Below are 24,903 nucleotides of genomic sequence, written 5' to 3'. Positions count from 1 at the left end.
CCGCCACGATGACTACAGTAGGTATCTATATCTTCGACGACGCTGAGATCCTCGACGTTGCCGGACCTTATGAGGTGTTTGCCACTGCCTCGCGCATGCACGAGCGCGACAACCCTGCGGCCGGTCCCCTGTTTTCCGTCTTCATGGTAGGGCGGACTCGCTCGCCTGTGCGCGCCAGGGCGGGGTTCATTCTTACCCCCGACCATCAACTGAGCGATGCTCCACCGATCGACGTCCTCATCATCCCGGGCGGGGTCGTCGCCGCGGAGCTCGAGCGAGCGGACCTGATCGACTGGATCGCTCGCTCTGCGCCCAAGACGCGGATCACCGCATCGGTCTGCACCGGCGCGTTTCTCCTCGCGAAGGCGGGGCTGCTGGACGGGAAGACGGCGACGACGCACTGGGAAGACATCGACGATCTGCAGAGATTATTTCCATCCGTGAAGGTCGTGGGCGATGTTCGTTGGGTCGACGAAGGCTCGATCGTCTCCTCGGGCGGAATCGCGGCCGGGATCGACATGTCTCTCCACCTGGTGGAACGGCTAGAGACCAGCGAGCTGGCCAGACGCACGGCCCGGCAGATGGATTTCGACTGGCGTAGAGCGTCCATAACAGTAGACCCGTCGCCACAGTGAAGCTGGCCTCAAACCCTAGAACGACAAACGGGTTGAACCCGCCTGAAACGAGCAGAATTTCGAAACGCCAAGAACGCCAAGAACGCCAAGAACGCCAAGAACGCCAAGAAAAAGATATTGTCTTGGCGTCCTTGGCGTCCTTGGCGCCTTGGCGGCTCCTCTTCTCGTTCGGTCAACGCGATCGGTGTCCTAGAGCCAAAGCGGAGGAAACACCGTGGAAGTCAGGGGCTCGGGCGTGGAGCATGTTGGCTAAGCGAGGCTGGAACACGAGGCGGGGGCACCGACCTCGGTCGCCAGGTCCACGACGGCTCGGTAGAGAGGCCGATGCGGTGGAATTGCAGGAACCTCTACTTATGGCATAGTGGACGGCCCTGCGCCACCCCGTCCCGACCATGTCGACCCTCGACGAGAACGCAATTCACGCGATTCACGCGATTCACCCGATTGCCCCCGGAGACGTCCTCCTCGGCAAGTACCGCGTGGAGAACGTCCTCGGGCGGGGCGCCATGGGGCTCGTCGTCGCCGCGCGCCACCTCGCGCTCGACGAGCGCGTCGCGATCAAGGTGCTCCTGCCGAAGTACGCGCGAGACGCGGAGATCCTCCAGCGCTTCCTGAGAGAGGGGCGCGCCGCCGTGCGCATTCGCAGCCGGCACGTCGTGCGTGTCGCCGACGTCGGCACCCTGGAGAGCGGCGCGCCGTACATGGTGATGGACCACCTCGAGGGGAAGGACCTCGCCGCCGTGCTCGCGCAGAGCGGGCGCCTCGCGGTGCCCCTGGCCATCGAGCTCGTGCTGCAGGCCTGCGAGGCGCTCGCGGAGGCGCACGCGCAAGGCATCGTCCACCGGGACGTGAAGCCGAGCAATCTGTTCCTCACGAGCGCCGCGGACGGCTCGCCTTGCGTCAAGGTGCTCGACTTCGGGATCTCGAAGATGACGCACGTAGAGGACCACGCGCTCACGCGGGTGGGGGGAGTGCTCGGCTCGCCGCTCTACATGTCTCCCGAGCAGCTCCGCTCCGCGAGCGACGTCGACGGCCGCGCGGACATCTACTCGCTGGGGGTCGTGCTCTTCGAGCTGCTCACCGGGCGGCCGCCGTTCGTCGCGCACGATCTCGCGCAGCTCGTCTACCTGGTCACGCAGGGGGAGCCGCAGCGGCCGCGCGCGCTGCGCCCGGACATCCCGGAGCCGCTGGAGCAGGTGATCCTCGCGGCGATCGCGCGCGATCGCGATCGCCGCTTCGCGACCGTCGCGGATTTCGCGCTCGCGCTCGTGCCCTTCGCCCCGCAGCACACGCGGGCGGCCGCCGAGCGCCTCTTCGCCGCGCTGCGCGCCTCGCTCCCGGTCGCGGCCTCGCAGGGCGGGGCCCCGCTCTCGGCCTCGGCGGCCGGGCCGCCCACCTCCGCGGCGACCCTGCCCCTCGGCGCGGGAGCGCTCACGATCGCGCCGGTCGGCACGACGAACCGCAGGCAGGCGTCGTTCGAGCGGCGCGCCGCCGCCATCGCGCTCGGGATCGGCGTGGCGGTCGTGAGCGGCGGCCTGTTCCTCCGGAGCCTGTCACACCGGGCGCCGCAGCACGCCGAGCGTGAGGCCGCGCCGGCGGAGGCGGCTCCGGGCGCGTCGGCGGAGCCCCGCGCCGCGCCGCTGACGGCCGCGCCGCCCGCGGTCGTCGAGCCCTCCGCGAGCGCCGCGCCGCCACCCAGCGCCGCTCCCGGCGCGCCGGACGAGGTGTCGCCGCCGGAGGCGCGCGCGGCGGCCACCGCGGCGTCGGAGGCGCGCGCGGCGGCCACCGCGGCGCCGAGGCCCGCGAAGCCGAGCGGCTCGGCTCCCCCGAAGCGCAGCGCGCCGCCGGCGAAGCGGCCCTCTGGCGCCGATCCCTTCTCGCGCGATGTCTTCTGATATCCTCGCGGCGATGACGACGCCGCGGCACACGAGGAGCCCAGTCCGGCGCGGGCGCGCACGGGTCGCACGCCTCTGCGCGGTGGGCGCCCTGCTCGCGGCGTCGATCGCGGGAGGGGGCGCGGCGAGGGCCGAGGACAAGGCGGGCGCCGTGGCGCTGTTCAGGGAGGCGGGGGCGCTCGTCGACGCCGGCCAGCCTGCGCGCGCCTGCCCCAAGTACGAAGAGAGCCTGCGCCTCTACGACAGCGCCAATACCCGCTACTTCCTCGCCGATTGCTACGAGCGCATCGGCAAGATGGCCTCCGCGTGGGCGCAGTTCCTCGAGGTCGCCGCCCGGGTGCACGCGAGCGGCGACCGGGCGAAGGAAGCGAAGGCGCGCGAGCGCGCGGCGGCCGTGCAGCCGAAGGTCTCTCGCCTCGCGGTGGTCGTCGAGGCCGCGAGCACGCCGGGCCTCGAGGTGAAGCGCGACGGCGCGCCGGTCGGTCCAGGCCAGTGGGGCGTGCCCATGCCGGTCGATGCGGGGACCCATGTCGTCGAGGCGAGCGCGCCGGGCAAACGCGCGTGGACGGCGCGGGTCGAGGTGAAGCCGGACGGCGCCACGTCGACCCTCGTCGTGCGCGCCCTGGAGGACGACCCCGCGTCGGGCGACGCGGGCGACGCGGGCGGCGCGGGCAGCGGGCGCCGCGCGCTCGCGCTCGTGACGGGCGGCGCGGGCGTCGTGGCCGTGGGCGTCGGGACGGCGCTCGCCTTCGCGGCAAAGTCGACGTTCGACGAGTCGCGCCCGTTCTGCAACGGCGACCGCTGCAATCAGCGCGGGATGGACCTCCGCGACAGCGCCGTGGCCCGCGCGAACGTCGCGACGGTGGTCTTCGGCGTCGGCCTCGCAGCCATCGCCGGAGGCGGCGTGTTGTGGCTCACGGCGAAGAGCCCGGCGCAGGGCGCGTCGATCGGGCTGGTTCCCACGGTGGGCGGCGCGCTCGTGCGAGGCAGCTTCTGATGACGAGGCAGCTTCTGATGCGTCTCCAGGGTCTCGTCGTCGGTCTCTGCGCGGCGGCGTTCGTGAACGGGTGTGGTCTCGTGCTCGGCATCTCGCCCGGCGAGTACGACCCTGATCCGTTCGGCCTCGCCGGGGGCGCCGGCGGCGCCGGCAGCCCCGGGGGCTCAGGAGGTGCCGGGGGCGCCGGCGCGCCGGACGCGGAGGTCGAGCCGCCTCCCTGCACCGCGCTCCTCGACGACCTGGAGGACGGCGACGGCGCGATCGTCCGGTGCAAGGACCGTGTCGGCAGCTGGTACACGTACAACGACGGCACCCGGAGCGGCACGCAGACGCCGCTGCCCGGCCGCCCGTTCGTGCCGGTCTCGCCCGGGCACGACCCGAGCAACTACGCCGCCCACGTCGCGGGGAGCGGCTTCGTCTCGAGGGGGGCCGGGATGGGGTTCGACCTGAACCTCGCCCCCGGAGGAGCGAAGTTGAGCTACGACGCTTTCGCCTACTCGGGCCTGACCTTCTGGGCCAAGGCGGCGGCGCCGACGCACATCTACGTGAACTTCCCCGACCGCAACACCGATCGTGAGGGCGGCGTGTGCGAGGGCTCCGGCTGCGGCGACCACTTCGGCGAAGGACTCGACATCACGACCGAGTGGGCGCAGTACACGGTCATGTTCGCCATCCTCAGCACGGACGGCTGGGGCGTGCCGGCGCCGGCCGCGTTCGACGCTGCGCACGCCTACTCGGTGGAGTTCCACACGGCGAAATCGACGGTGTTCGATTTCCTCGTCGACGACATCGCCTTCGTCCCGTGAGCGCGGCGCGCCGCTGACTCGCCGGGAAGAAGCGACTGCCCGTATCCGCGGCTGAGCGCGTGCGTCGAGCGAATCCACCGCGACGCGCCGAGCCGCTCCTCCAGCGACGCGAGGTCACGGCGGATCGTCGCCTTGGGCAGGCCGAGCGCCCTGCCGGTCGCGCGGAGAGGACCTCCCTCGTCGATGCGCGCGAACATTGCCAACCCAGGCAGATCCTCGAGCTCTCGCAATGTTTCACCTGTGGAACGCGGCCGTTCCAGAACGCCGCCTGGCGCCGTCCAGGGTATCGCCGCATACTCCGGACGTGATTCTAGAGCACCGACCAGGCTAATTTTCGACAGTCCCTGTCGCTTCGAGGGAAGGTTTGATGGCCTCGCCGCGCCATGATCTCGTCCGCGTCCGGAGGTGCACGGATGGAACGATGGTCGCTGCCGGTGGAGCCGTCGGCGTTCTGGTCGCTCCAATCTCCGAAAGCGCACATGCCTTATCTCAGATCCAGCCTCGTCGTTCAGCCGCTCTTCCAGAGGTGGTATGCATGGTCGCACCTCGTCTCGCCCGCCACGGCCTGCATGAACGTCAAAGGGCGTCACCTGAAAATCATGGAGTCCTTCATCAAGGCACCCATGATCCACGCGATGGCTTGCAGGGACCCCAAGATGCTCGGCGGTCCCTTCATGGACATCGACGTCAAGCAGGTCGGGCGGATCCGTGAGCTCTACGAGCAAACCAGGGTAGAGGCGGCGCGGATGCTGGAGTTCGCCGCCGCTGTCGAGAGCCTCAACACCCTTATCACCCACGAGGCGAAGGGCCATTCCATCGAGCCGCTCTACAACCGCGTGCCTGCGCTCCTGAAGGGCTACGTGGAGCTCACCTACGATCTCAACCATCAGCCAGGCTATCGCCTGGTGGAGCCCCTGCTCTACCACAGCGAGCTCTACCGGCCTGACCTCCAGTCCGTCGCCCTCTCGATCGTCGACAGCGACGATCGTCCCTTCGTGCTCAGCACGCCGGTCCTGGACGGGGCGACGAGCGTCCACCTGCCGATACCCTTCGCCGATCCGCGCCTGGACCAGCTCTTCAAGATGAAGCGGGAGCCCCACCCTCTGTCACGCATCCGCGACCTGCTGGAGATCCCGCACGAGAAGATCGCGCTGTTCGAGACGTTCTTCACCGATCGACCCATGCCCGGGCGCGAGCGCTACCACGGGGCGGGCGCGCGGGTCCGTTATTTCGGCCATGCGTGCATGCTGATCGAGACCCGTGGGGTATCGATCTTGATCGATCCGGTCGTGAGCTACGACTACCGGGCGGAGGTCGAGCGCTTCACGGACGCCGACCTCCCCGAGACGATCGACTACGTCCTGATCACCCACAACCATCAGGATCACGTGCTCATCGAGTCGCTGCTCAAGCTGAGGCACAAGATCGGGACCATCGTGGTCCCCGCGAGCAAGCGCACCACCCTGCAGGATCCCAGCCTCAAGCTGATGCTGCGCCAGATCGGCTTTACGAGCATCCTGGAGCTGGACGAGCTGGATGCGCTCCAGGCAGGCGACGTCGAGATCCTGGGCATCCCCTTCCTCGGCGAGCACTGCGATCTCGAGATCCAGACCAAGCTCGCCTACCTCGTGAGGACGGCGGATCGATCGCTGCTCTTCGCGGCAGACGCCTGCAACATCTCGCCCGAGCTCTACGGGCACGTGCAGCGGATCTGCGGAGACATCGACGTCCTGTTCCTGGGCATGGAGTGCGACGGCGCCCCGCTGTCCTGGATCTACGGCGCGCTCTACACCGAGGAGATCCCCCGCGCCCTCGACGCCTCCCGCCGCCTCAGGGGCTGCAACTTCGAGCGTGCGCGGAGGCTCGTCGAGACGTTTCACTTCAAGGAAGCCTATGTCTACGCCATGGGCATGGAGCCCTGGCTCAAATACATCATGGCTTACTCCTACACGCCCGAGTCCGACCCCATCGTCGCGTCCGACAAGCTGATCGCATGGTGTCAGAAGCAGAAGATCGACGCGCGACGCCTGTACGGAAAGCACGAGTTCCACTTCGAAGGCCGATCCACAGAGGTGCGCGCCGACGCCTGACGAGACGTTCCCTCATCGGAGCAGCCCGAGTCGCCTCACAAGCCGAAGATTCTTGCGTTCTCTGGGACCGGAGGAGGAATGGCTAGATCCGCCGCTGAATTATCCGTGTACGTGATCGGGCAAACGACGCTGCCCGTCCAGTGCTGCGACATCTTGCGGGAGCGCGGTCATCGGGTCCTCGGCGTCATTTCGGACGATGTCACGGTCGCGGACTGGGCGCGCGCAAGAGGGGTCGTGTGCCATGCGCCCGATCAGCCGCTGACGCCGCTCCTCACGGCGCAGCCGTACGACCTGTTGCTCAGCATCGTCAACCCGCTGGTCCTCTCGGAGGAAGTCCTGGCCACGCCGCGTCGGATGGCCATCAACTACCACGACGCGCTGCTGCCAGCACACGCCGGCGTCCACGCCACCAGCTGGGCCCTGATGAACGGGGACAGGGAACATGGCGTCACCTGGCACGAAATGACGCGCCGGATCGACGCAGGCCGGCTCCTCGTCCAGACGCCCATCCAGATCGCGCGGGGCGAGACGGTCGAATCGCTCGATCGCAAGTGCCACGCGGCGGCGATCGACAGCTTCATGCGGCTCCTGGACGGCCTGGAGCAGGGTCGCCTCGAGGTGCTGCCGGAGTCTTCGCGGAAGCGGAGCTATCACGGTCGTACCAAGCGCCCGCCGAGCGGGGGCCTCGTGCCTTTCCACCGCGGCGCGGAGGCCGCGGCGTGTTTCGTCGCCGCCTTGCAGTTCGGGCGTCGATTCAACCCTCTGAGCTTGCCCAAGCTGCTCCACGACGGCGCGCTCTTCCTCGTCGGCGCGGTCGAGCCACTCGCCTCCGCGCCGGCGTCCCCGGGCGAGACGGCGCCCGGAACGCTGCTGGCGGTCGACGCGCTCGGGCTCGTCGTGAGCACGAGCGATGTGCCCGTGCGCCTGACCGGGCTGTCCACGATCGACGGTGCGCCCCTGTCCGGCGCCGGGGAATTGCGCGCGCGCGGCTTCGTGGAGGGGGTCGCGCTCGGTCGCATGGAGCAGGGGAGGGCAGAGCGGCTGGAGGAGCTCTCGACGCGGGCCGCGCGCCACGAGCCCCGGTGGATAACGCGTTATCGAGCGTTCGCGCCCGCCGTCCCCCGCGATCAGGCGCCGCGCGCCGCGAGCGCGCCCGCGCGACCTGCCGGCTGCGCGCGCGTCGCGCTCAACATCGGCGAGCCGCACGATCGTCGGCTCGCGTACGAGGCGTTCGCCGTGGCCGTGATCGCCGCCTACGAGATGAGGCGGCACGGCGGCGTCCTCCCGGGCCTCGGGGTCGTGGAGCCACGCCACCTCGCCGATATCCAGGGATTCGAAGCCTTCTTCACGACGTCGCTCCCGTTCCATCCCGAAGCGGCTCCCACGCTTCCCTGGACGGCCTTCGCCGAACGGGCCGCGGCCGCCCTGCGCGCGATGGGTGAACACGGCCCCTGCTGCCGCGACCTGGCTCCGCGCCTCCGGATGTCCGGCGTGCAGACGCCCTGTGACCTGCCCGTGAGCATCGTCCTGGGCTCGTCGTCGTCGAGCGAGCTCGATGTGCTCCACGCGCCCCTGACGTTCTTCGTCGATCGGGACGAGCGGCTCGTATGGCTCGCCTCGGACGAAGCCGCAGGGTCGGGGCAACACGCGGAGGAGCTCGCCCCCTCCATCGAGGCGTTTGCCGCCTCGCTCCGCGCGCATCCCGAGCGGCCTGTAGCCAGCGCGAACCTGCTCCCCGAGCGCGCCTGGCGACGGATCGTCCACGACTGGAACCAGACCGCCGTTCCCTTCGACGAGCGCCTCTGCGCCCATCAGCTCCTGGAAGCACGCGCGGCGGAGCTCCCCGATCGGATCGCCCTGGTCCATGGCGAGGACCAGCTGAGTTATGCCGAGCTCAATGCCCGCGCAGACCGACTGGCCCACCGGCTGCGCTCCCTCGGCGTGGGCCGGGAGGCGCTCGTCGGGGTCTGCCTGGGCAAGACGATCGAGGGGATCATCGCCTTCTGGGCCTGCCTCAAGGCCGGAGGCGTCTATCTCCCGCTCGATCCGGCGCTCCCCGCGGAGCGCCTTCGCGTGATGGTCGAAGACGCGAACGTCGCCGTCCTGCTCGCGCGCGAGGCCGATGCGGATCGCTTCGCTGGCTCCCGTCCCGGACTCACCTTCTGGAGCGAGCTGGAGCGCGCCGTCGACTCGGGTCCCGAGCTCGGCCCGCAGCGCGAATGCGCCCCGGAAGAGCTCGCCTACGTCATCTATACCTCCGGCTCGACGGGCAGGCCCAAGGGCGTGCTCTTGACCCATCGCGGCCTCGTCAACCTCGCCCTCGAGCAGATCAAGGGCTTTGGCGTCCACGCCGCGAGTCGGGTCTTGCAGTTCGCCGCCCTGAGCTTCGATGCGTCGATCTCCGAGATCGTCATGGCCCACGGCTCGGGCGCGGCGCTCCACCTCCCGCCTCCCGACGCCGCGCGCGACCCGCGCAGGCTGCTGGAAGTCCTCGCGAAGGACGGGATCACGCACGCCACCTTTCCCCCCTCCTTTCTCCTCGCCCTCGAGCCGGAGTCCCTGCCGGCCTGTCTTCATACGTTGATCGTCGCCGGCGAGGCCTGCCCGAGAGAGCTGGTCGCGCGCTTCGCTCGCGGCCGCCGGCTGATCAACGCCTACGGCCCGACCGAAATCACGGTCTGCGCCACCCTCGGCGATTGTCGTCCCGAGGACGAGCTCGTCAGCATTGGCCGCCCGATCGGCAATGTCCAGATCTACGTCCTCGATCCGTACCTGAACCCGGTTCCACCCGGCGAGATCGGTGAAATCTACGTCTCCGGCGTCGGTCTGGCGCGCGGCTATCTCAACCGACCCGAGAGCGAGGCCGAGCACTTCCTCGACAACCCGTTCGCCTCGGGTCCGAGCGCCGTCGCCGGCGCCCATCCGAGGCTCTACCGCACGGGCGATCTCGCCCGCCAGCTCGACGACGGGCGCCTCGTCTTCGCGGGCCGGCGCGATCGTCAGCTCAAGCTGCGCGGTCACCGGATCGAGCCCGACGAGATCGAGACCCACCTCGAAGAACACCCTCGGGTCCGCAGCGCCGCCGTGTTCGCCGCGGGCGAGCACCACCAGCGCCGCCTCCTGGCCTACGTACAAAGCCGCCCCTTCGCCCGCGGCCTGGAGCTCTGGCCATCCACGGCCGAGTTCTACGTCTACGACGACATCCTGTATACCTCGCTCAGCAAGGACCATCGCCGCAACGAGGTTTACCGCGCCGCGCTCCGCAGGGTCGCGGCCGGCAAGATCGTGGTCGAGGTGGGGACCGGCAAGGACGCCATCCTGGCCCGGCTCGCGATCGAGGCCGGCGCTTCCAGGGTCTACGCCGTGGAAAAGGGGGCCGAGGCTGCCGCAAAGGCGCTCGAGACGGTGCGCAGGTTGGGTCTCGAGGATCGCATCGTCGTCATCCACGGCGACGCGACGAGCCTGGAGCTGCCCGAAAAGGGCGATGTCCACCTCTCCGAGATCGTCGGCCCGATCGGCGGTTGCGAAGGAGCCGCCGTGATCGTCAACGCCACCCGTCGCTGGGTGGTCGAGGACGCCACCTTCATTCCCTGCCGCGCCACGACCAGGATCGCGGCCGTCTCCATGCCCGGAGACCTGCTCGAAGACCCTCACTTCAAGGACGTACCCTCGCACTATCTGCGCAAGATCTTCGCCGAGGTCGGGCACCCCTTCGACGTCCGCATTTGCGTCAAGGGGACCGACACGTCCCTGCTCGCCTCGACGGCCGACGTCTTCGAAGACCTCTGCTTCAACGGCGAGGTCCCCACGGCGTCCGACACGACCATCCGGCTCGAAATCACCAGAGACGCTCCCATCCATGGCTTCCTGCTCTGGCTGAACCTCTTCACCGCCGAGGACTTGGTCATCGACACCCTCGAGCACGAGTACAGCTGGTTGCCCGTCTTCTTGCCCGTCTTTCCCGGCGCCCGACACGTCCAGGTAGGCGACTGGATCGAGATGCGCTGCTCGCGGCGCCTCTGCGAGAACGGGCTCAATCCCGACTTCCACCTCGAGGGCCGGATCCTCAGGAGCCAGGGCGATCCTATCCCGTTTCGCTACGACTCCCATCACTTCAAGGCCGTCTTTCGCCACAACGATTTCTACCGCCGCCTCTTCGACGAGCGGGGCAGGGCTCGCGGGCTCGCCGATCATCAGGAGGTGTTGCGCGGGGAGCTCCAGGCCCATCTCGCCAGCACCTTGCCCGGGTACATGATGCCCGACGCGCTCCGCATCGTGGATGCCCTTCCCCTGACCCACCACGGCAAGAAGGATTACGCGACGCTGCTGGAATGGGAGCGAGATCGCGGCCAGGAGAAGCGCGCACGACCGCGACAAGACGGGGCGCTCTCGACCATCACCGCCATCCTCTCCGAGACGCTGGGCCACGACCGGATCCAGCCCGACGACAATTTCTTCGACATCGGCGTGAACTCTCTCCTCCTGCTCAAGATTTCGACCTCGTTGGAGCGCAGGTTCGGGGTGAGGCTGAGCCAGCTCGACGTCTTGGAGCACGCCACCCCGAGGCGGCTCGCCGACCACATCGCGCGCCTGGACCGCGGCGAGGGCAACGCGGCACAGGCGGACGTCGCTGCGGTCCCGAGCGTGCGCGATGAAGAGGCCCGTCCTGGGGGGGCACCCGGCGGTCACGAGCCGATCGCGATCGTCGGAATGGCATGCCGGTTCCCCGGCGCGGACGACGTGGAGTCCTTCTGGCGGAACCTGTGCGGGGGCGTGGAGTCCATCGGTCCACAAGCCGACGTCGATCCGGCCCCGCACGACGAGCGCGCACATCCCCAGTACGTGAATGCCGCCGCGCCCCTCTCCGACATCGAGCGCTTCGATCACAGCTATTTCGGCTATTCGCCGAGGGAAGCCGCGCTCCTGGATCCCCAGCACCGCCTCTTCCTCGAGCAAGCCGTGGTCGCCCTCGAGAGCGCCGGCCACGGCCCCGGATCGGGCGATGATCGGGTCGGGGTCTTCGCCGGCTGCGGCCTGAATTACTACTTCCTGAACAACCTCTACCCGAGCCGCGAGCTGCTGGAAGAGGTGGGGCTCTTCCCGCTCGCCATCGCGAACGACAAGGACTTTCTGTCCACGCGCGTTGCCTACAAGCTCCACCTGGACGGGCCGGCGGTCACCGTTCAGACCGCTTGCTCCACCTCCCTCGTCGCGATCCACCTCGCGATCCAGGCATTGCGACGAGGCGAATGCGACCTCGCCGTGGCCGGCGGCGTCTCGATTCAGGTTCCCCACCGGCGAGGCTACCGCCACCGCGACGGGATGATCACCTCTGCCGACGGCCATTGTCGCCCCTTCGATGCCGCCGCGAACGGCACGATCGTCGGCAACGGCGTCGGTGTCGTGGTCCTCCGCCGGCTCTCCAGGGCGGAGGCCGAAGGCGACCCGATCCGCGCCCTGATCCTGGGCTCCGCCGTCAACAACGACGGCGACCGCAAGGCGGGCTACACCGCGCCGTCCGTGGAGGGCCAAACGGCGGTGATCTCGCGGTCCCTGGCGGAGGCTGGCGTGCCACGCCGTTCGCTCTGCTTCGTGGAGACCCATGGCACAGGCACCGCGCTCGGCGATCCGATCGAGATCCGCGCGCTGGCCAACGTCTTCGCCGGCACGTCGTTCCCTGACCCAGGGCTCATCCTCGGCGCACTCAAGGCCAATATCGGGCACGCGGACACGGCGGCCGGCGTGGCAGGTGTGATCAAGGCCGCGCTCGTGCTGGAGCGACGGAAGGTCCCGCCGGTCCTTCATTTCCGTCGAGCCAATCCCGAGCTGGATCTCCATCGCGCGCGCTTCCACTTCAATGAGCGCTTGGTGGATCTGTCAGACCGCCTGGCCCCGTTGCACGCCGGCGTCAGCTCCTTCGGCATCGGCGGCACCAACGCGCACGTGACCCTCGGAGAGGCCACCTTCGGGAGCACGGTCAACCAGGGCTCCGAGGGCGGCGGCGTGCCCTGCGAACCGCAGCTGCTCGCGCTCTCCGCGCACTCGCCAGAGAGCCTCGAGCGGATGGCCCTGGAGCTCGCCGGGTGGTTGTCCGAACGCGGGACCACCCGGCTTGACGACCTGGCCTTCACCCTCAATGTCGGACGCAAGACCCTGCCCCACCGCCTCGCGCTGGTCGCGCAGGACGCCGGGGAAGCGGCGGCGGTGTTGCGAGCCGGCGGGGTGCTGGCGGCGTCGAGCTCACGCGCCGACGAGAGGACGCGGCTGGCCCTGCTCTTCACGGGCCAGGGAAGCCAGTATCTCGACATGGCTGGCCCGCTCTACCGGAGCGAGCCGCAGTTCCGCGCGCACGTCGATGCCTGTGCGGCCCTGATGGAACCCCACCTCGGCGAGGATATCCGCGCGTCCATCTTCGTCGAAGGCTCCCCGACCGCCGCTGCGGCCCTGAAGCGGACCAGCCACGCGCAGCCGGCGCTCTTCGCGCTTCACGTCTCGCTCGCGCGCCTCCTGCTCGACTGGGGGATGCCCGTCGCGGCCATGCTCGGCCACAGCCTGGGCGAGCTCAGCGCGGCTTGTGTCGCGGGGGTCTTCTCCCTGGCGGACGCCGCTGCCCTGATCTGCGCGCGCGGGCGCTTCATGCAGGCGCAACGGCGCGGGTGCATGCTCGCCGTCTTCGCCGAGGAAGCACGGATCGAGCCCCTTCTGGGCCGGGGGCTCTCGCTCGCGGCGGTCAACGCACCTGCCTCGCTGGCCGTCTCGGGCTCCGAGGAGGACATCCGGCGCCTCCAGGTCGAGCTCGATCAGCTCGGCATCGGCTACGCGTCGCTCTCGACCTCGCATGCCTTTCATTCCGCGGACATGGATCCCGCCATGGAACCGCTCCGCTGCGAGGTGGCCAAGGTCGAGCGCTCCAGGCCTCGCATTCCCTTCATCTCCTGCGTCACCGGCGACTGGATCACGGAGGATCAAGCCTGCTCGCCCGACTACTGGGCCGCGCAGATGCGGCGGCCGGTTCAGTTCTCCGCGGGGCTGCGGACGCTCGCGAAGCTGCCCGATCTCGCCCTCGTGGAGGTGGGTCCCGGGACCCAGCTGAGCAGCCTGGCCAGGGCCTGCTTGGGCGCGGATTGCGCCCCCATCCTGTCCACCCTGCCTCACCGCGATCAGCGTGACCGAGCCCGCGCCCATTTCCTCCAGAGCCTCGGCCAGCTCTGGCAGCTAGGCGCGCCCATCGACGGGCGGGCGCGCTGGAACGGCCAGCGCCACCGCCGCCTGAGCCTGCCGAGCTACCCCTTCGCACGCCACCGGCACTGGATCGAGCCGCCCGCCGGCTCGAGCGCTGCGCGCAGCGACACCTCGCCGCCTCGGGCTGCGTCCGACGTGACCGCCGAGCCACGCTTCTTCCAGCCCGTCTGGCGGCCGACTTCCTTCGACTTCGGCGCGGTGGCGCCCAGCGGCGCCGGCCCGACGCTCCTCATCGCTCCGGAAGGCGACCTCTACGACGCGCTCCAGCGACGGATTGAGCGGAGCGGCACCGAGGTGATCCAGATCCACCCCGCCGGGACCCATCGCCGAACAGGCGCAAGCCGGTTCAAGCTCGATATCGGCTCGGAGCGGGCCTGGCGTCGCTGGTTCGACGATCGCGCCCACGCCGGCCTCGTCACGCCCACTCGGATCGTGCTCGCCGGCGTCTTCGACGGCGACTCCGGCGACCAGCTTCGCCTCGAAGATCCGCGCAGCGCGGTCCCGTTCCGGTGCGCGCTCGCGCTCGCGCGTGTGCTCGGCGACGGCGAGACCGCCCGTCGTGAGTACGACCTGCTCCTGCTCACCCACCGCATGTTCGACCTCGCCGGCGGCGACGCCTGCCACCCCCTCCAGGCGCTCGCCCAGGGGCCCATCATGAGCATTCCGCGCGAGTACCCGCACCTCCGCTGCCGGCTCCTCGACCTCGGCTTCGCCCCCGGGGACACCGGGCAAAGGCCCAAGGCGCTCGAGAAGATCACACGGCTGATCCTCGGCGAACCTCCCGAATGGCTGCTCGCGCTCCGAGGGGACCGCCTCTTTGGCCGTCGCTTCGAGCCGCTGGCCGAGGGCGCGTCCGGCGAACCTGCCATCCCCCTCCGGGAACACGGCGTGTACCTCCTCACCGGCGGTCTAGGGGGCGTCGCGCTCGCCCTGGCAGGCGCGATCGCCGAGCAGGTGCCCGCCAAGCTGGTCCTGCTCTCGCGTACCGCCGCGCCACCTCGCGATCGCCGAGCCGAGTGGCTGGCCTCCGGAGACGAGAAGAAGGTCCGTCGGGCTCGCGCCCTCCAGGCGCTCGAAGCCCGGGGCGCCGAGGTCCACTGCGTGGCTGTCGACGTGGCGGATCCCCGCGCCATGCGCGCCGTCGTCGCGGACATCGAAGATCGGCTCGGGGCCGTCACCGGCCTTGTCCACGCTGCCGGGCTCCCCGCAGCGGGCAGCATCCACCTCAAGGGCGACGAGATGGCGCGCGGCGTGCTGCGGCCCAAGGTCGAGGGCGCCAGGGTCCTCTATGACCTCTTCCACGACCGCGAACTCGATTTCTGGCTGAACTGCTCGTCGCTCGCCGCGCTCCTGCCCGACGCGGGCCAGGCGGACTACGCCGCGGCCAACGCGTTCCTCGACGCCTTTTCCGTCTGGGCGAACCAGCGGCTGGCCTACCCCGTCCTCAGCCTGAACTGGGATTCCTGGCGTGATGCGGGCATGCATCACGAGTGGCTGCGCTCCCTCGACCCGGCGCGGCGCGAGCGGGAACGGCCCGGCGCCATCAGCGATGCCCAGGGGAAACGCGCCTTCCTGGATCTGCTCCGTCGGCCCGAGCCCCAGCTCGCCTTCTCCGTCATCGATCTGAGCCGCCCTGCTTCGGCCGAGCACCCCGCTCGAGGACCCGCGCGCGAGTCCGCGCCCTCGAGCGAACCCCAGCGCCACGTCGCTCCGCGCCACAAGCGACCGCCGCTCGCCGCAGGTTACGCGCCGCCGCGGACCGCCACGCAGGAGCGCCTGGTGTCCATCTGGCAGGACGTGACGGGCGTCGAGCCCGTCGGCATCCACGACTCCTTTCTCGACCTCGGCGGAGACTCCATGCTCGCCACCCAGGTCATTTCCCGTGTGAAACAAACTTTCGGGCTCTCGATGGCGATGAGTCGCGTCTTGTCCAGCGACATCGAACGGTTCGCCGAGCTCCTGGAGCGCGCCGGCGCGCCCGAGGGCCGATCGATGGAAGAAGGGTTGATATGAAGGACGTCGCTCAGCTTCTCGAAGCGCTCCGCGCTCAGGACATCGAGCTCTGGCTCGAGGCGGACCAGCTCAAATTCCGCGCGCCCGAGGGCCGGATGACGGCGGAGCTCAAGGCCGAGCTCCGCGCCTCGAAGGCGCAGCTGATCGAGGCGTTGAGACGAGCGGATCCCGCCCGGGACGACGCCTGGACCATCCGCCGCTGGCAAGAGCCTCGGGATCACTATCCCGCTTCCTTCGCCCAGCAGCGGCTCTGGTTCATTCACCAGCTCGATCCCGACAACCGCATGTACAACATGCTCACCGCCTTCGAGATCGAAGGCGAGCTGGACGCCGGGATTCTCCGGAAGGCCGTCCTCGCGCTCGTGGCCCGCCACGAGCCGTTACGAACCACCTTCGTAAACCGCGACGGCAGTGCCTGTCAGGTGGTCCACGACGCGCTTGCCCCAGTCTTCGACGGGGGCTTCGACGAAGGCGCTCCGCCTCCTGGCGGCGAGGACGCAGCCCTGGAGGCATTCCGCGAGCGCGTCGCGCTCGAGGCGGGCCGGCGCTTCGACCTCGAGCGGGGCCCCCTGCTCTACGTCCACCTCTGCCGCCTTTCCCGCCGGCGGGCCGTGCTCCTCCTCAGCATGCACCACATCGTGGCCGACGGCTGGTCGGTGACCCTGATGATGCGCGAGCTCGAGCACATCTACGGCGCGGAGGCCAAGGGCGTCGCCGCCGCCCTGCCGTCTCTGGACATTCAGTACAAGGATTTCGCGCGCTGGCAACGTCAATGGCTCTCCGGCGAGGTGCTCGAGGAGCAGCTGGACTACTGGAGACGAGAGCTCGCGGGTGCACCACCGCTCCTCCAGCTCCCCGCCGACCGACCCCGCCCGGCCCGTCCGTCGTTTCGCGGCGCCGTCGAGCGGTTCCACGTCGATCCCCACCTCACCGATGGGCTCCAGCGGGCCGGCCAGGGCCAGGGCGCGACCCTCTTCATGACCCTCTTGGCCGGCTTCTCCGCGCTCCTCGCCCGCTACGCGCGCACCGAAGACCTGGTCATCGGCTCGCCCATCGCGAACCGCAACCGCGTCGAGATCGAGCCGCTGATCGGCTTCTTCGTCAACACCCTGGTGCTCCGGGTCGACCTGCGCCGCGACCCCAGCTTCGCCGAGCTGATCCAGCGGGTCAAGGCCGCCACGCTCGCCGCCTACGAGCACCAGGACCTGCCCTTCGAGCGCCTGGTCGAGGAGCTCTCTCCCGAGCGCGGGCTCAACTACCCGCCCGTGTTCCAGGTCGTCTTCGTGCTCCACAACGTCCCCGACGAGAAGGAGAAGAGCAGCCCAGTCCGCCTGAGGCCGTTCTTCGTCGAGAGCGGCACGTCCAAACAGGATATATGGCTCTCCCTCAAACAGGAAGATGGAGGGCTGAGCGGCATCATCGAATACAACGTCGAGCTCTTCGAGGCGGCCACCATCCGCCGCATGATCGGCCATTACGAGCTCCTCCTCCGCGCGCTGGCCGAAGACGTCGGGCGGAAGGTCCACGCCGTCCCCATGGTCACCGATGCCGAGGCGCGCCTGCTGCTCGACCGCTGGCAAAAGGGCCCCCGCGTCGCCCTCGAGCACGACGTCGCCCACCGGATGATCGAGTCGGCCGTCGCGCGCTTTCCCGAGGCGCTCGCCGCGATCGCCCCTGGCGAGCGCGTGACGTACGCCGAGCTCAACCGCCGCGCCAACCGGCTGGCTCGCTCCCTGCGCGCGCGCGGCGTCGGCGCGGACTCCATCGTCGGCGTCTGCCTCGATCGATCCGTCGACATGATCGTGGCCATGCTCGCCGCGCTGAAGGCCGGCGGCGCCTACCTCCCCCTCGACCCTTCCTACCCCGCCGATCGCTTGACCTACATGGTCCGGCAATCGGACATGCGCCTGCTCGTCACGCACGCTTCCATCTTCATGTCCGGCAAGATCGACGTCGACCCGGAGCGCGTCAGCCTCGTGTGCCTCGACCTCGAGAGCGGCATCGACGCCGAGATCGGCGACGATCTCGATCTCCCCATCGAAGGCCACCAGCTCGCCTATGTCATCTTCACCTCCGGCTCCACCGGGAGACCCAAGGGCGTCGCGATCGAACATCGCTCGCTGTGCAACCTCATGGTCGATTTCGCCGCGTCCCTCGCGCTCGAGCCGGGCAAGCGCGTCCTGCAATTCGCCGCCTCCTCCTTCGACGCCTCCGTGGCCGAGATCTTCCCCGCGCTCGGCGCCGGTTGCTGCCTGGTGCTCGAGTCTCGCGCTGCGCTCATGCCCGACGCCGGACTGGTCGACGTCCTGATCCGCGAGCGCGTAAACAAGGTCATCCTGCCCCCCTCCGCGCTGGCCGTCATGCCCGATGCCGAGCTGCCGGACCTGGACACGGTGATGGTGGCCGGCGAGGTATGCCCGCCCGCGCTCGCGGACAAGTGGAGCAGGGGCCGGTGCTTCTTCAATGCCTACGGACCTACGGAAGCCACTGTCGGCACCGTCAAGCACAGGGTCGACGCGACAGGCGGAGCCGCCGTTCCGATCGGGGTGCCACATTGCAATACCACCGCGCGTGTGCTCGACGACCTGCTGCAGCTGGTCCCGCCGGGTGTACCCGGCCAGCTCTTCCTCGGAGGCATCCAGGTGGCACGCGGCTATCTCCACGCCCCCGAGCTCACCGCTGCCCGTTTCCTCCCCGATCCCTACGAGCCCCGCGGCAGGCTCTATGCCACCGGCGACCTCGCCCGCTTCCGCGCCGACGGCGCGATCGAGTTCCTGGAGCGCGTCGATCAGCAGGTCAAGCTCCATGGCTACCGTATCGAGCTCGCCGAGATCGAAGCGGTCTTGAGCGAGCACGAGCTGGTCCGCGACGCCGCGGTCGCTCTCCAGGACATCGGCGATGACGACCGTTGCATCGCCGCCTTCGTGGTACCCGATTACGCCAAGCTGGCCGAAAAAGGAGGCGCGGGCGCCCTCGACGGTCGGCTGCAGCAGGAGCAGCTCCAGCAATGGGAGCAGGTCTTCGACGATTCCTACCTGCTCCCCGCGGCCATGGCGGATCCGACCTTCAACATCTCAGGCTGGAACAGCACCCTCACCGGCGACCCCATCGACGCCGCGGAGATGGCGCAATGGGTCCATGAGACCGTGGCGCGAATCCTGGCGCTGAATCCACGGCGGATCCTGGAGCTGGGCTGCGGTACGGGGCTGCTGCTCCACCGCGTCGCGTCCTCCTGCGAGGCGTACGTGGCCACCGATCTCTCCCGCCAGGCCCTCGACTACGTGGCCGAGCACCTGCCGGCGACCTACCGGGATCGGGTCTCCCTGATCCACCGGGCGGCGCACGACTTTTCCGGGCTGCCGCCCCGCTCCTTCGACACGGTCGTGATGAACTCGATCGTCCAGTACTTTCCGTCCGTCACCTACCTGATCGACGTCCTGAAGGGGGCCATCGAGGTGATACGGCCCGGCGGCCGCGTCTTCATCGGCGACGTCCGCTCCCTCCCCTGGCAGCGCGCCTTCTACCAGGCGAAGGCGTGGTTGAAGGACCAGGGCGCCACCCTCTGCGGCGACCTGGAAGCGCTCCTGTTGCAGGAGACGGCCCGCGAAGAAGAGCTGGTCATCGATCCCGCGCTCTTCGTCGCGCTCCGGTCCGCCTTCGAGCGGGTGACCAGCGTCAAGCTCCTCCTCAAGCGCGGCGCCCACAACAACGAGCTGGTGCGGTTCCGCTACGACCTGGTGATCGGCGTGGACGAAGCCCAGACCGAGCTCGGCTACCGGGACCTGCGCTGGTCGAAGGCGCTCAGCAGCGAGGCGCTCTTCGCCGAGCTGCGCCGCGCGCCGGACGCGCCGCTCCGCGTCTTGGACGTGCCCAACGCACGCCTGACGCGCGAGATCTTCATCGATGACTGGATTCGGACCGGCCACCCAGACATCACGCTTCAGGACGCGGGAGCGCGGTTCCAGCAGCGGGGCGAGGCGGGGCTCGATCCTGAGCAGCTCTGGCGTCTCGGCGAGGAAGCCGGTGTTCATGTCGAGCTCCGCTACCCGCTCTCGCGCCGGCCCGAGTGTTATGACGTGTACCTCAGCCGCCAGCCGCTGCCGGGCCAGGCGTTGTCCGCGTCCCAGAGCGCGGAAGCGCCCCGCTGGGAACGATGGGCGAATCATCCGCTGCACATCAAATGGGCCGGCCCGCTCAAGCAGACCCTGAACCATCATCTCAAGGAGAAGCTGCCCGACTACATGCTCCCCGCGCAGCTCGAGGTCCTGACGGCGCTCCCGCTGTCCCCCAGCGGCAAGGTGGATCGTCGGCGCCTGCGCGCGCTGAGGCCATCGCGCGGCCGCGCGACGGCCTCCGAGGTCCCGCAGACGCCCACCGCCCAGGCCGTCGCCCGGATCTGGTGCGAGCTGCTCGGGCTCGATCGGGTGGGGGGCGAGGACAACTTCTTCGATCTGGGTGGGCACTCCTTGATGGCGGTCAAGCTGATGACCCGCCTCGGCGAGCGATTCGGCCACAGCTTCGGCGTGAACCAGGTCTTCGAGCATCCCTCCTTGGGCGAGCTCGCCGGCCACGTCGACCGGGTCTTGGCCGAACGATCGGCGCCTGCGGCCCCTCCGCCCCCGGAGGGGCCCGGAGCGGTGCGATCCGACTGGGAGCCGATCCGACCCACGCCGGGCCACGGACCCGCGCCCCTCTCGTTCGCCCAGGAGCGCCTCTGGTTTCTCCACCGTTTCGAGGGCCCCGACGCGCTCTACAACATGCCCTTGGCCTTGCGCTTCACCGGCCCTCTCGATCTCGATGCCTTGAAGCAGAGCCTGGCAGACGTCGTGCGTCGGCACGAGTCGCTGCGCACCTGTTTCCACGTGGACGAGCACGGCGCGCCTCTCCAGCGGATCCTGCCCGAGCTGGATTTGCCGTTGCGGTGCGTGGAGACCTCCGGGCGGGAGCACGAGATTGAAGTCCTCGTCGCCGAGGCGAGCCGCCCCTTCTCGCTCGAGGAGCGACCGCCCTGGCGCGCCACGATCTTCCGAGCCTCCGACCGTGAAGTGATCCTGCTGATCACCGTCCACCATATCCTCGGCGATGGCTGGTCGATGGCTCGGCTGGTCCAGGAGCTCGCTCAGGGCTACCGCCTCCACCGCGCGGGCGCGGCCCAGGATCTCGCCGTCCCCGCGATCCAGTACAAGGACTACGCTGTCTGGCAGCGCGAGCAATTCGAGGGCGGCCGGCGGCGTGCGCTCGTCGAGTACTGGCGCGAGCGCCTGGACGGCGCCCCGAGCAAGCTCCGCCTCCCCACCGATCGGCCGTGGCCGGCCGTCGAGACCCATCGGGGCGAGCTCGCCCGCTTCTCCATCGCTCCGGATCTCGCCGACGGCCTCAAGGCGCTCGCCCGCCACCACGACGCCACGCTCTTCATGACCTTGCTCGCCGGGTTCTCGTTGCTCCTCGCCCGCATCTCGGGTCAACGGGAGCTCGTGATCGGAACACCGGTCGCCAATCGCAGCCGCGAAGAGATCGAGGACCTGTTCGGTCTCTTCCTCAACACGTTGCCGATCTGCCTCGCGCTCGACGAGCACGCCAGCCTCTCGGACCTGATCCGCCAGGTCAAGAGCCGCGCGGTGGAGGCCTTCGCCCACGCCGAGATGCCGTTCGAGAAGCTCCTCCAGTCGCTCTCCATCGCGCGCGATCCCAGCCACTCACCCGTGTTCCAGGTGCTGTTCGTGGTCCAGGACGCCCCCGTCTCCGGCTTCGAGGTCGGTGACGTGCGCGTCGAGCCCGTGGACCTGCCCAGCGGGACCTCGAAATTCGCGCTCTCCCTCTACATCCACATCGCCGAACGAGCCCTGGACTGCGCCTTCGAATACAACACGGACCTCTTCGACGCCGAGACCATCGAGCGCCTGAAGCGTTATCTCCTGGAGCTCTACCGGCAGATGGTCGCGCATCCCGAGCGGCCCGTCGCGGCCTTCGAGCCCATGACAGACCGGGAGCGCGCCGCGATCGCGGCGAGCCTGGAGTCGTACGACCCGGCGGCGCCGGCGCCGCCGGAGCCGCTCTCCCTCTTCTCCCTCCACGCCGAGCGCGAGCCGGGTCGGCCTGCGCTCGAGCACGACGGCGCGACCATGACCTACGGAGAGCTCGACCGCCGCTCCAACCGGCTGGCGCACCTCTTGCGCGCGCGAGGCGTCGGCCGCGGAGCGCTGGTGGGCATCGCCTGCCGTCCGTCGTTGGCGCTGATCGTGGCCTTGCTGGCCGTGCAAAAGGCCGACGCGGCCTGGCTTCCGCTCGACCCCACGCTGCCCGCCTCGCGTCTCGGGCACATGGTCCGCGACTCCGGCCTTCGCCTGCTGCTCGCAGACGCGAGGAGCGCGCCCGCCGCCGGGCTCGGGAGCACCGACATCATCGCCCTGGACGCGCTCGATTCACTCCTGTCGAGCCAACCCGAGACGGCGCCCGAGCGCTGCTCCGTGCCGGGTGACCTGGCCTATATGCTCTATACCTCCGGCTCGACCGGCCAGCCCAAGGGCGTCATGGTCACCCGCGGCGCGCTCGCCAACTTCCTCTGCGCGATGGGCAAACGGCCGGGCATTCGTCCCGACGACGTCGCGCTCCTCCTCACCACCATATCGTTCGACATCTCGATCCTCGAGGTGCTGCTGCCGCTGATCGGCGGCGCCAGGCTGGTGATCGTCGACCGCGAGACCGCCGGCGATGCCTTCCGCTTGAAGCGCTTGATCGAGGATCGAGGGATCACGTTCATGCAGGCCACTCCCGCGACCTGGCAGATGCTGGTCGACTCGGACTGGCGCCCGCGCCGTGACCTGACGGTGCTCTGCGGCGGTGACGCGCTGCCCATCGAGCTCTCTCGCGAGCTCCTGGAGCGCCTCCCTGCCTTCTGGCACATGTACGGACCAACCGAGACGACCATCTGGTCGGCCGCCCGCCAGGTGAAGGCCGACAAATCGGGGTCTCGCCCCGCTCGCGCCTACGAGACGATCGGTGAGCCTATCGATCAGACCCGGCTCTACATTCTCGACGATCGGATGCGCCCCGTGCCTCCCGGCGTCAGCGGAGAGCTCTTCATCGCCGGCGACGGCTTGGCGCGCGGCTACCACCGAAGGCCCGAGCTCACCGCGGAGAAGTTCCTCCCCGATCCCTTTTACCCCGATCCCGGCGCGCGCATGTACCGAACAGGCGACCTGGTCCGGCTCCTCCCTTCTGGCGAGATTGAATTCCTGGAGCGCATCGATCTCCAGGTCAAGATCCACGGCTTCCGCGTCGAGCTGGAAGAGATCGAGGCCAGGCTCCACCAGTGCGAAGGCGTGGCGCGCGCTGTGGTTCTGGCCGTGGGCGCAGGCACTGGACGCAGGCTCCAGGCCTTCGTGGTCGGGCGTGACCGTCTGAACCTCGACCGCCTGCACGACCAGCTGAGCGGAATGTTGCCCGCCTACATGCTGCCGTCGCGGTGGACCGTGCTCGACCAGCTCCCGCTGGCGCATAACGGGAAGATCGATCGCAAGGCCCTCGCCGCCCTGGCGGACGCCGGCTCGGCAGCTACCGAGACCGAGGCGACGCTCGGCTTCCAGTCAGCTCTCGAGCATCGCCTGGCCGACCTGTGGCGCGACGTCCTCGGCGTCGAGATCCCGGGCCGCGACGCCCATTTCTTCGAGCTCGGCGGCCACTCCCTGCTCGCGGTCAAGCTCCTCGCCCGCATACAGAGGGACGTCGGCGTCCTGCTTCCGGTCAAGGACGTGTTCCTCAAACCGAGGTTGCGCGACATGTCGCGCGCCATCGAGCGCGCGCGCCGCGGGGAGACGACCACGCCACCTCGGCCCACCGCGCCGGACGGCGCCGCGATCTTCCCCATGACCCATGCTCAGCGCGGCCTCTGGGCGGCCCAGTCCGCCACCGGCGAGGCCGCCTACAACATGCCGGTCGCCTACCTCGTCGAGGGCGAGCTCGATCCGGACCGGGTAAAGGACGCGTGGCGCGCGCTCCTGGCGCGCCACGAGAGCCTGCGCACCAGCTTCTTCGATGACGAGCACGGTCTCTGGCAGCGCGTCCATGAGCCGCGCGACGCGGCGTCCGTCCTGGAGCTGCACGACCTGCGCGGTGCAGCCGAGCCGCTCGCGACGGCGGAGGAGATCGGCGCACGCATCGCCGCGACGCCGTTCGATCTCACCCGACCCGCGCTCGCGCGCGCCGCGCTGATGCGGCTGGAGGATCGGAAATACTACCTCCTGCTCTGCGTGCACCACATCGTGTTCGATGAAGGCTCGCTCCAGGTGCTGATGCGTCAGCTCGTGCCCATGGCATTCGGGTCCGAGCCCGCCGGCGCCGCGCCCGCCGGGCCGGTCCCGCAATACCGCCACGTCGTGGCCTACGAACGGGAGCTGCTCGCCGGTCCGCGAGGCGAGGCGCTGGCCGACTTCTGGCGCGTGCAGCTGCGCGGCGTCGAGCCGCGCCCCTCGTCTTTGCCGCGGGACTTCGCGCGCCCCACCGCCGTGTCCCTCCAGGGAGCGAGCGTCGGGCACTCGCTCACGTCCGAGCTCACCGCGGCCGTCACCGCCCTGCGCGTCGAGGCCGACGCCAGCCTCTACGCCGTCTGCCTGGCCGCCTTGAGCGTCCTGCTTTTCCGCCAGACCGGCCAGGGCGATCTCCTCATCGGCAGCCCCTTCGCCAACCGCGTCGTGGCCGAGCACGATGCGGTGGTCGGCCTGCTGATGAACGTCCTTCCGATCCGCGTCCAGACGAGCCCGGACATGACCTTCGCCGAGCTCCTGGAACGCGTGAAGGAGACCGTCTGGAGCGCGCTCGAGCACCAGCAGTACCCCACCTCGCTCATGGCGCGCCACGCAGGACGCCGCGATCCGTCGGAGCGCACGGCCCTCTTCGACGTCGGCTTCACCTACCACGACGGCAGCGAGGTGCATCCGTCCACCGCCTCCGTGTCCCTCAGGGCCGTTCCCGTCCGTTATCCCTTCGCCAAGACCGACCTCTGGTTCCATGCCTGGCTGGTCGGTGACCGCATCCGCTGGCTGCTCGAATACAGCACCAGCCTCTTCAAGGAGGCGACGGCGCGCACCCTGCTCGAGCGCCTCGATGACCTGCTGCGCCAGATCGTCGAACATCGCGACATGCCGCTCAACCGCTTCTCGTTCGGAGCCCAAGACAGGCCCACGACCCGGAAGCTCGAGATCGATCTTTCGCTGTGAACGCCAGGAC

7 protein-coding genes are annotated in these 24,903 nt (G+C 69.4%); all 7 read left to right on the top strand.

The features are described from left to right. Positions 1-8: 8 nt before the first annotated feature. The 7 genes from WMF43_RS30270 to WMF43_RS30240 all read left to right on the top strand — a co-directional run bounded on the left by WMF43_RS30270 (position 9) and on the right by WMF43_RS30240 (position 24,893). The gene (locus tag WMF43_RS30270) at positions 9-635 is read left to right on the top strand and encodes a DJ-1/PfpI family protein (protein WP_437669934.1); all 627 of its coding nucleotides are present in this window, start codon (positions 9-11) and stop codon (positions 633-635) included. Positions 636-1,027: 392 nt separating this feature from the next. After that, entirely contained in the window at positions 1,028-2,530 is a 1,503-nt protein-coding gene (locus WMF43_RS30265) for a serine/threonine-protein kinase (RefSeq protein WP_437669932.1), read from the top strand. After that, positions 2,520-3,527, top strand: a complete 1,008-nt coding sequence (locus WMF43_RS30260) for a hypothetical protein (protein WP_437669931.1) — start codon at positions 2,520-2,522, stop codon at positions 3,525-3,527. The genes WMF43_RS30265 and WMF43_RS30260 overlap by 11 nt, the downstream gene beginning before the upstream one ends. Further along, positions 3,527-4,333 (top strand): hypothetical protein, encoded by an 807-nt coding sequence (locus WMF43_RS30255; RefSeq protein WP_437669929.1) that lies wholly within the window; start codon positions 3,527-3,529, stop codon positions 4,331-4,333. The genes WMF43_RS30260 and WMF43_RS30255 overlap by 1 nt, the downstream gene beginning before the upstream one ends. A gap of 479 nt (positions 4,334-4,812) precedes the next feature. Then, on the top strand, positions 4,813-6,423 hold the full coding sequence (locus tag WMF43_RS30250) for an MBL fold metallo-hydrolase (RefSeq protein ID WP_437669927.1): 1,611 nt from the start codon (positions 4,813-4,815) through the stop codon (positions 6,421-6,423). A 78-nt stretch (positions 6,424-6,501) separates the two neighbouring features. Continuing rightward, complete coding sequence (locus WMF43_RS30245) at positions 6,502-15,678, top strand: amino acid adenylation domain-containing protein (protein ID WP_437669925.1); 9,177 nt, start codon at positions 6,502-6,504, stop codon at positions 15,676-15,678. Further along, entirely contained in the window at positions 15,675-24,893 is a 9,219-nt protein-coding gene (locus WMF43_RS30240; RefSeq protein WP_437669923.1) for an amino acid adenylation domain-containing protein, read from the top strand. Before WMF43_RS30245 ends, WMF43_RS30240 begins: the two co-directional genes overlap by 4 nt. Positions 24,894-24,903: the final 10 nt, after the last annotated feature.

The organism is Sorangium sp. So ce131 (genome assembly GCF_051519095.1).
Lineage (GTDB): Bacteria > Myxococcota_A > Polyangia > Polyangiales > Polyangiaceae > Sorangium.
This window is presented reverse-complemented; position numbering and strand designations above follow the sequence as displayed.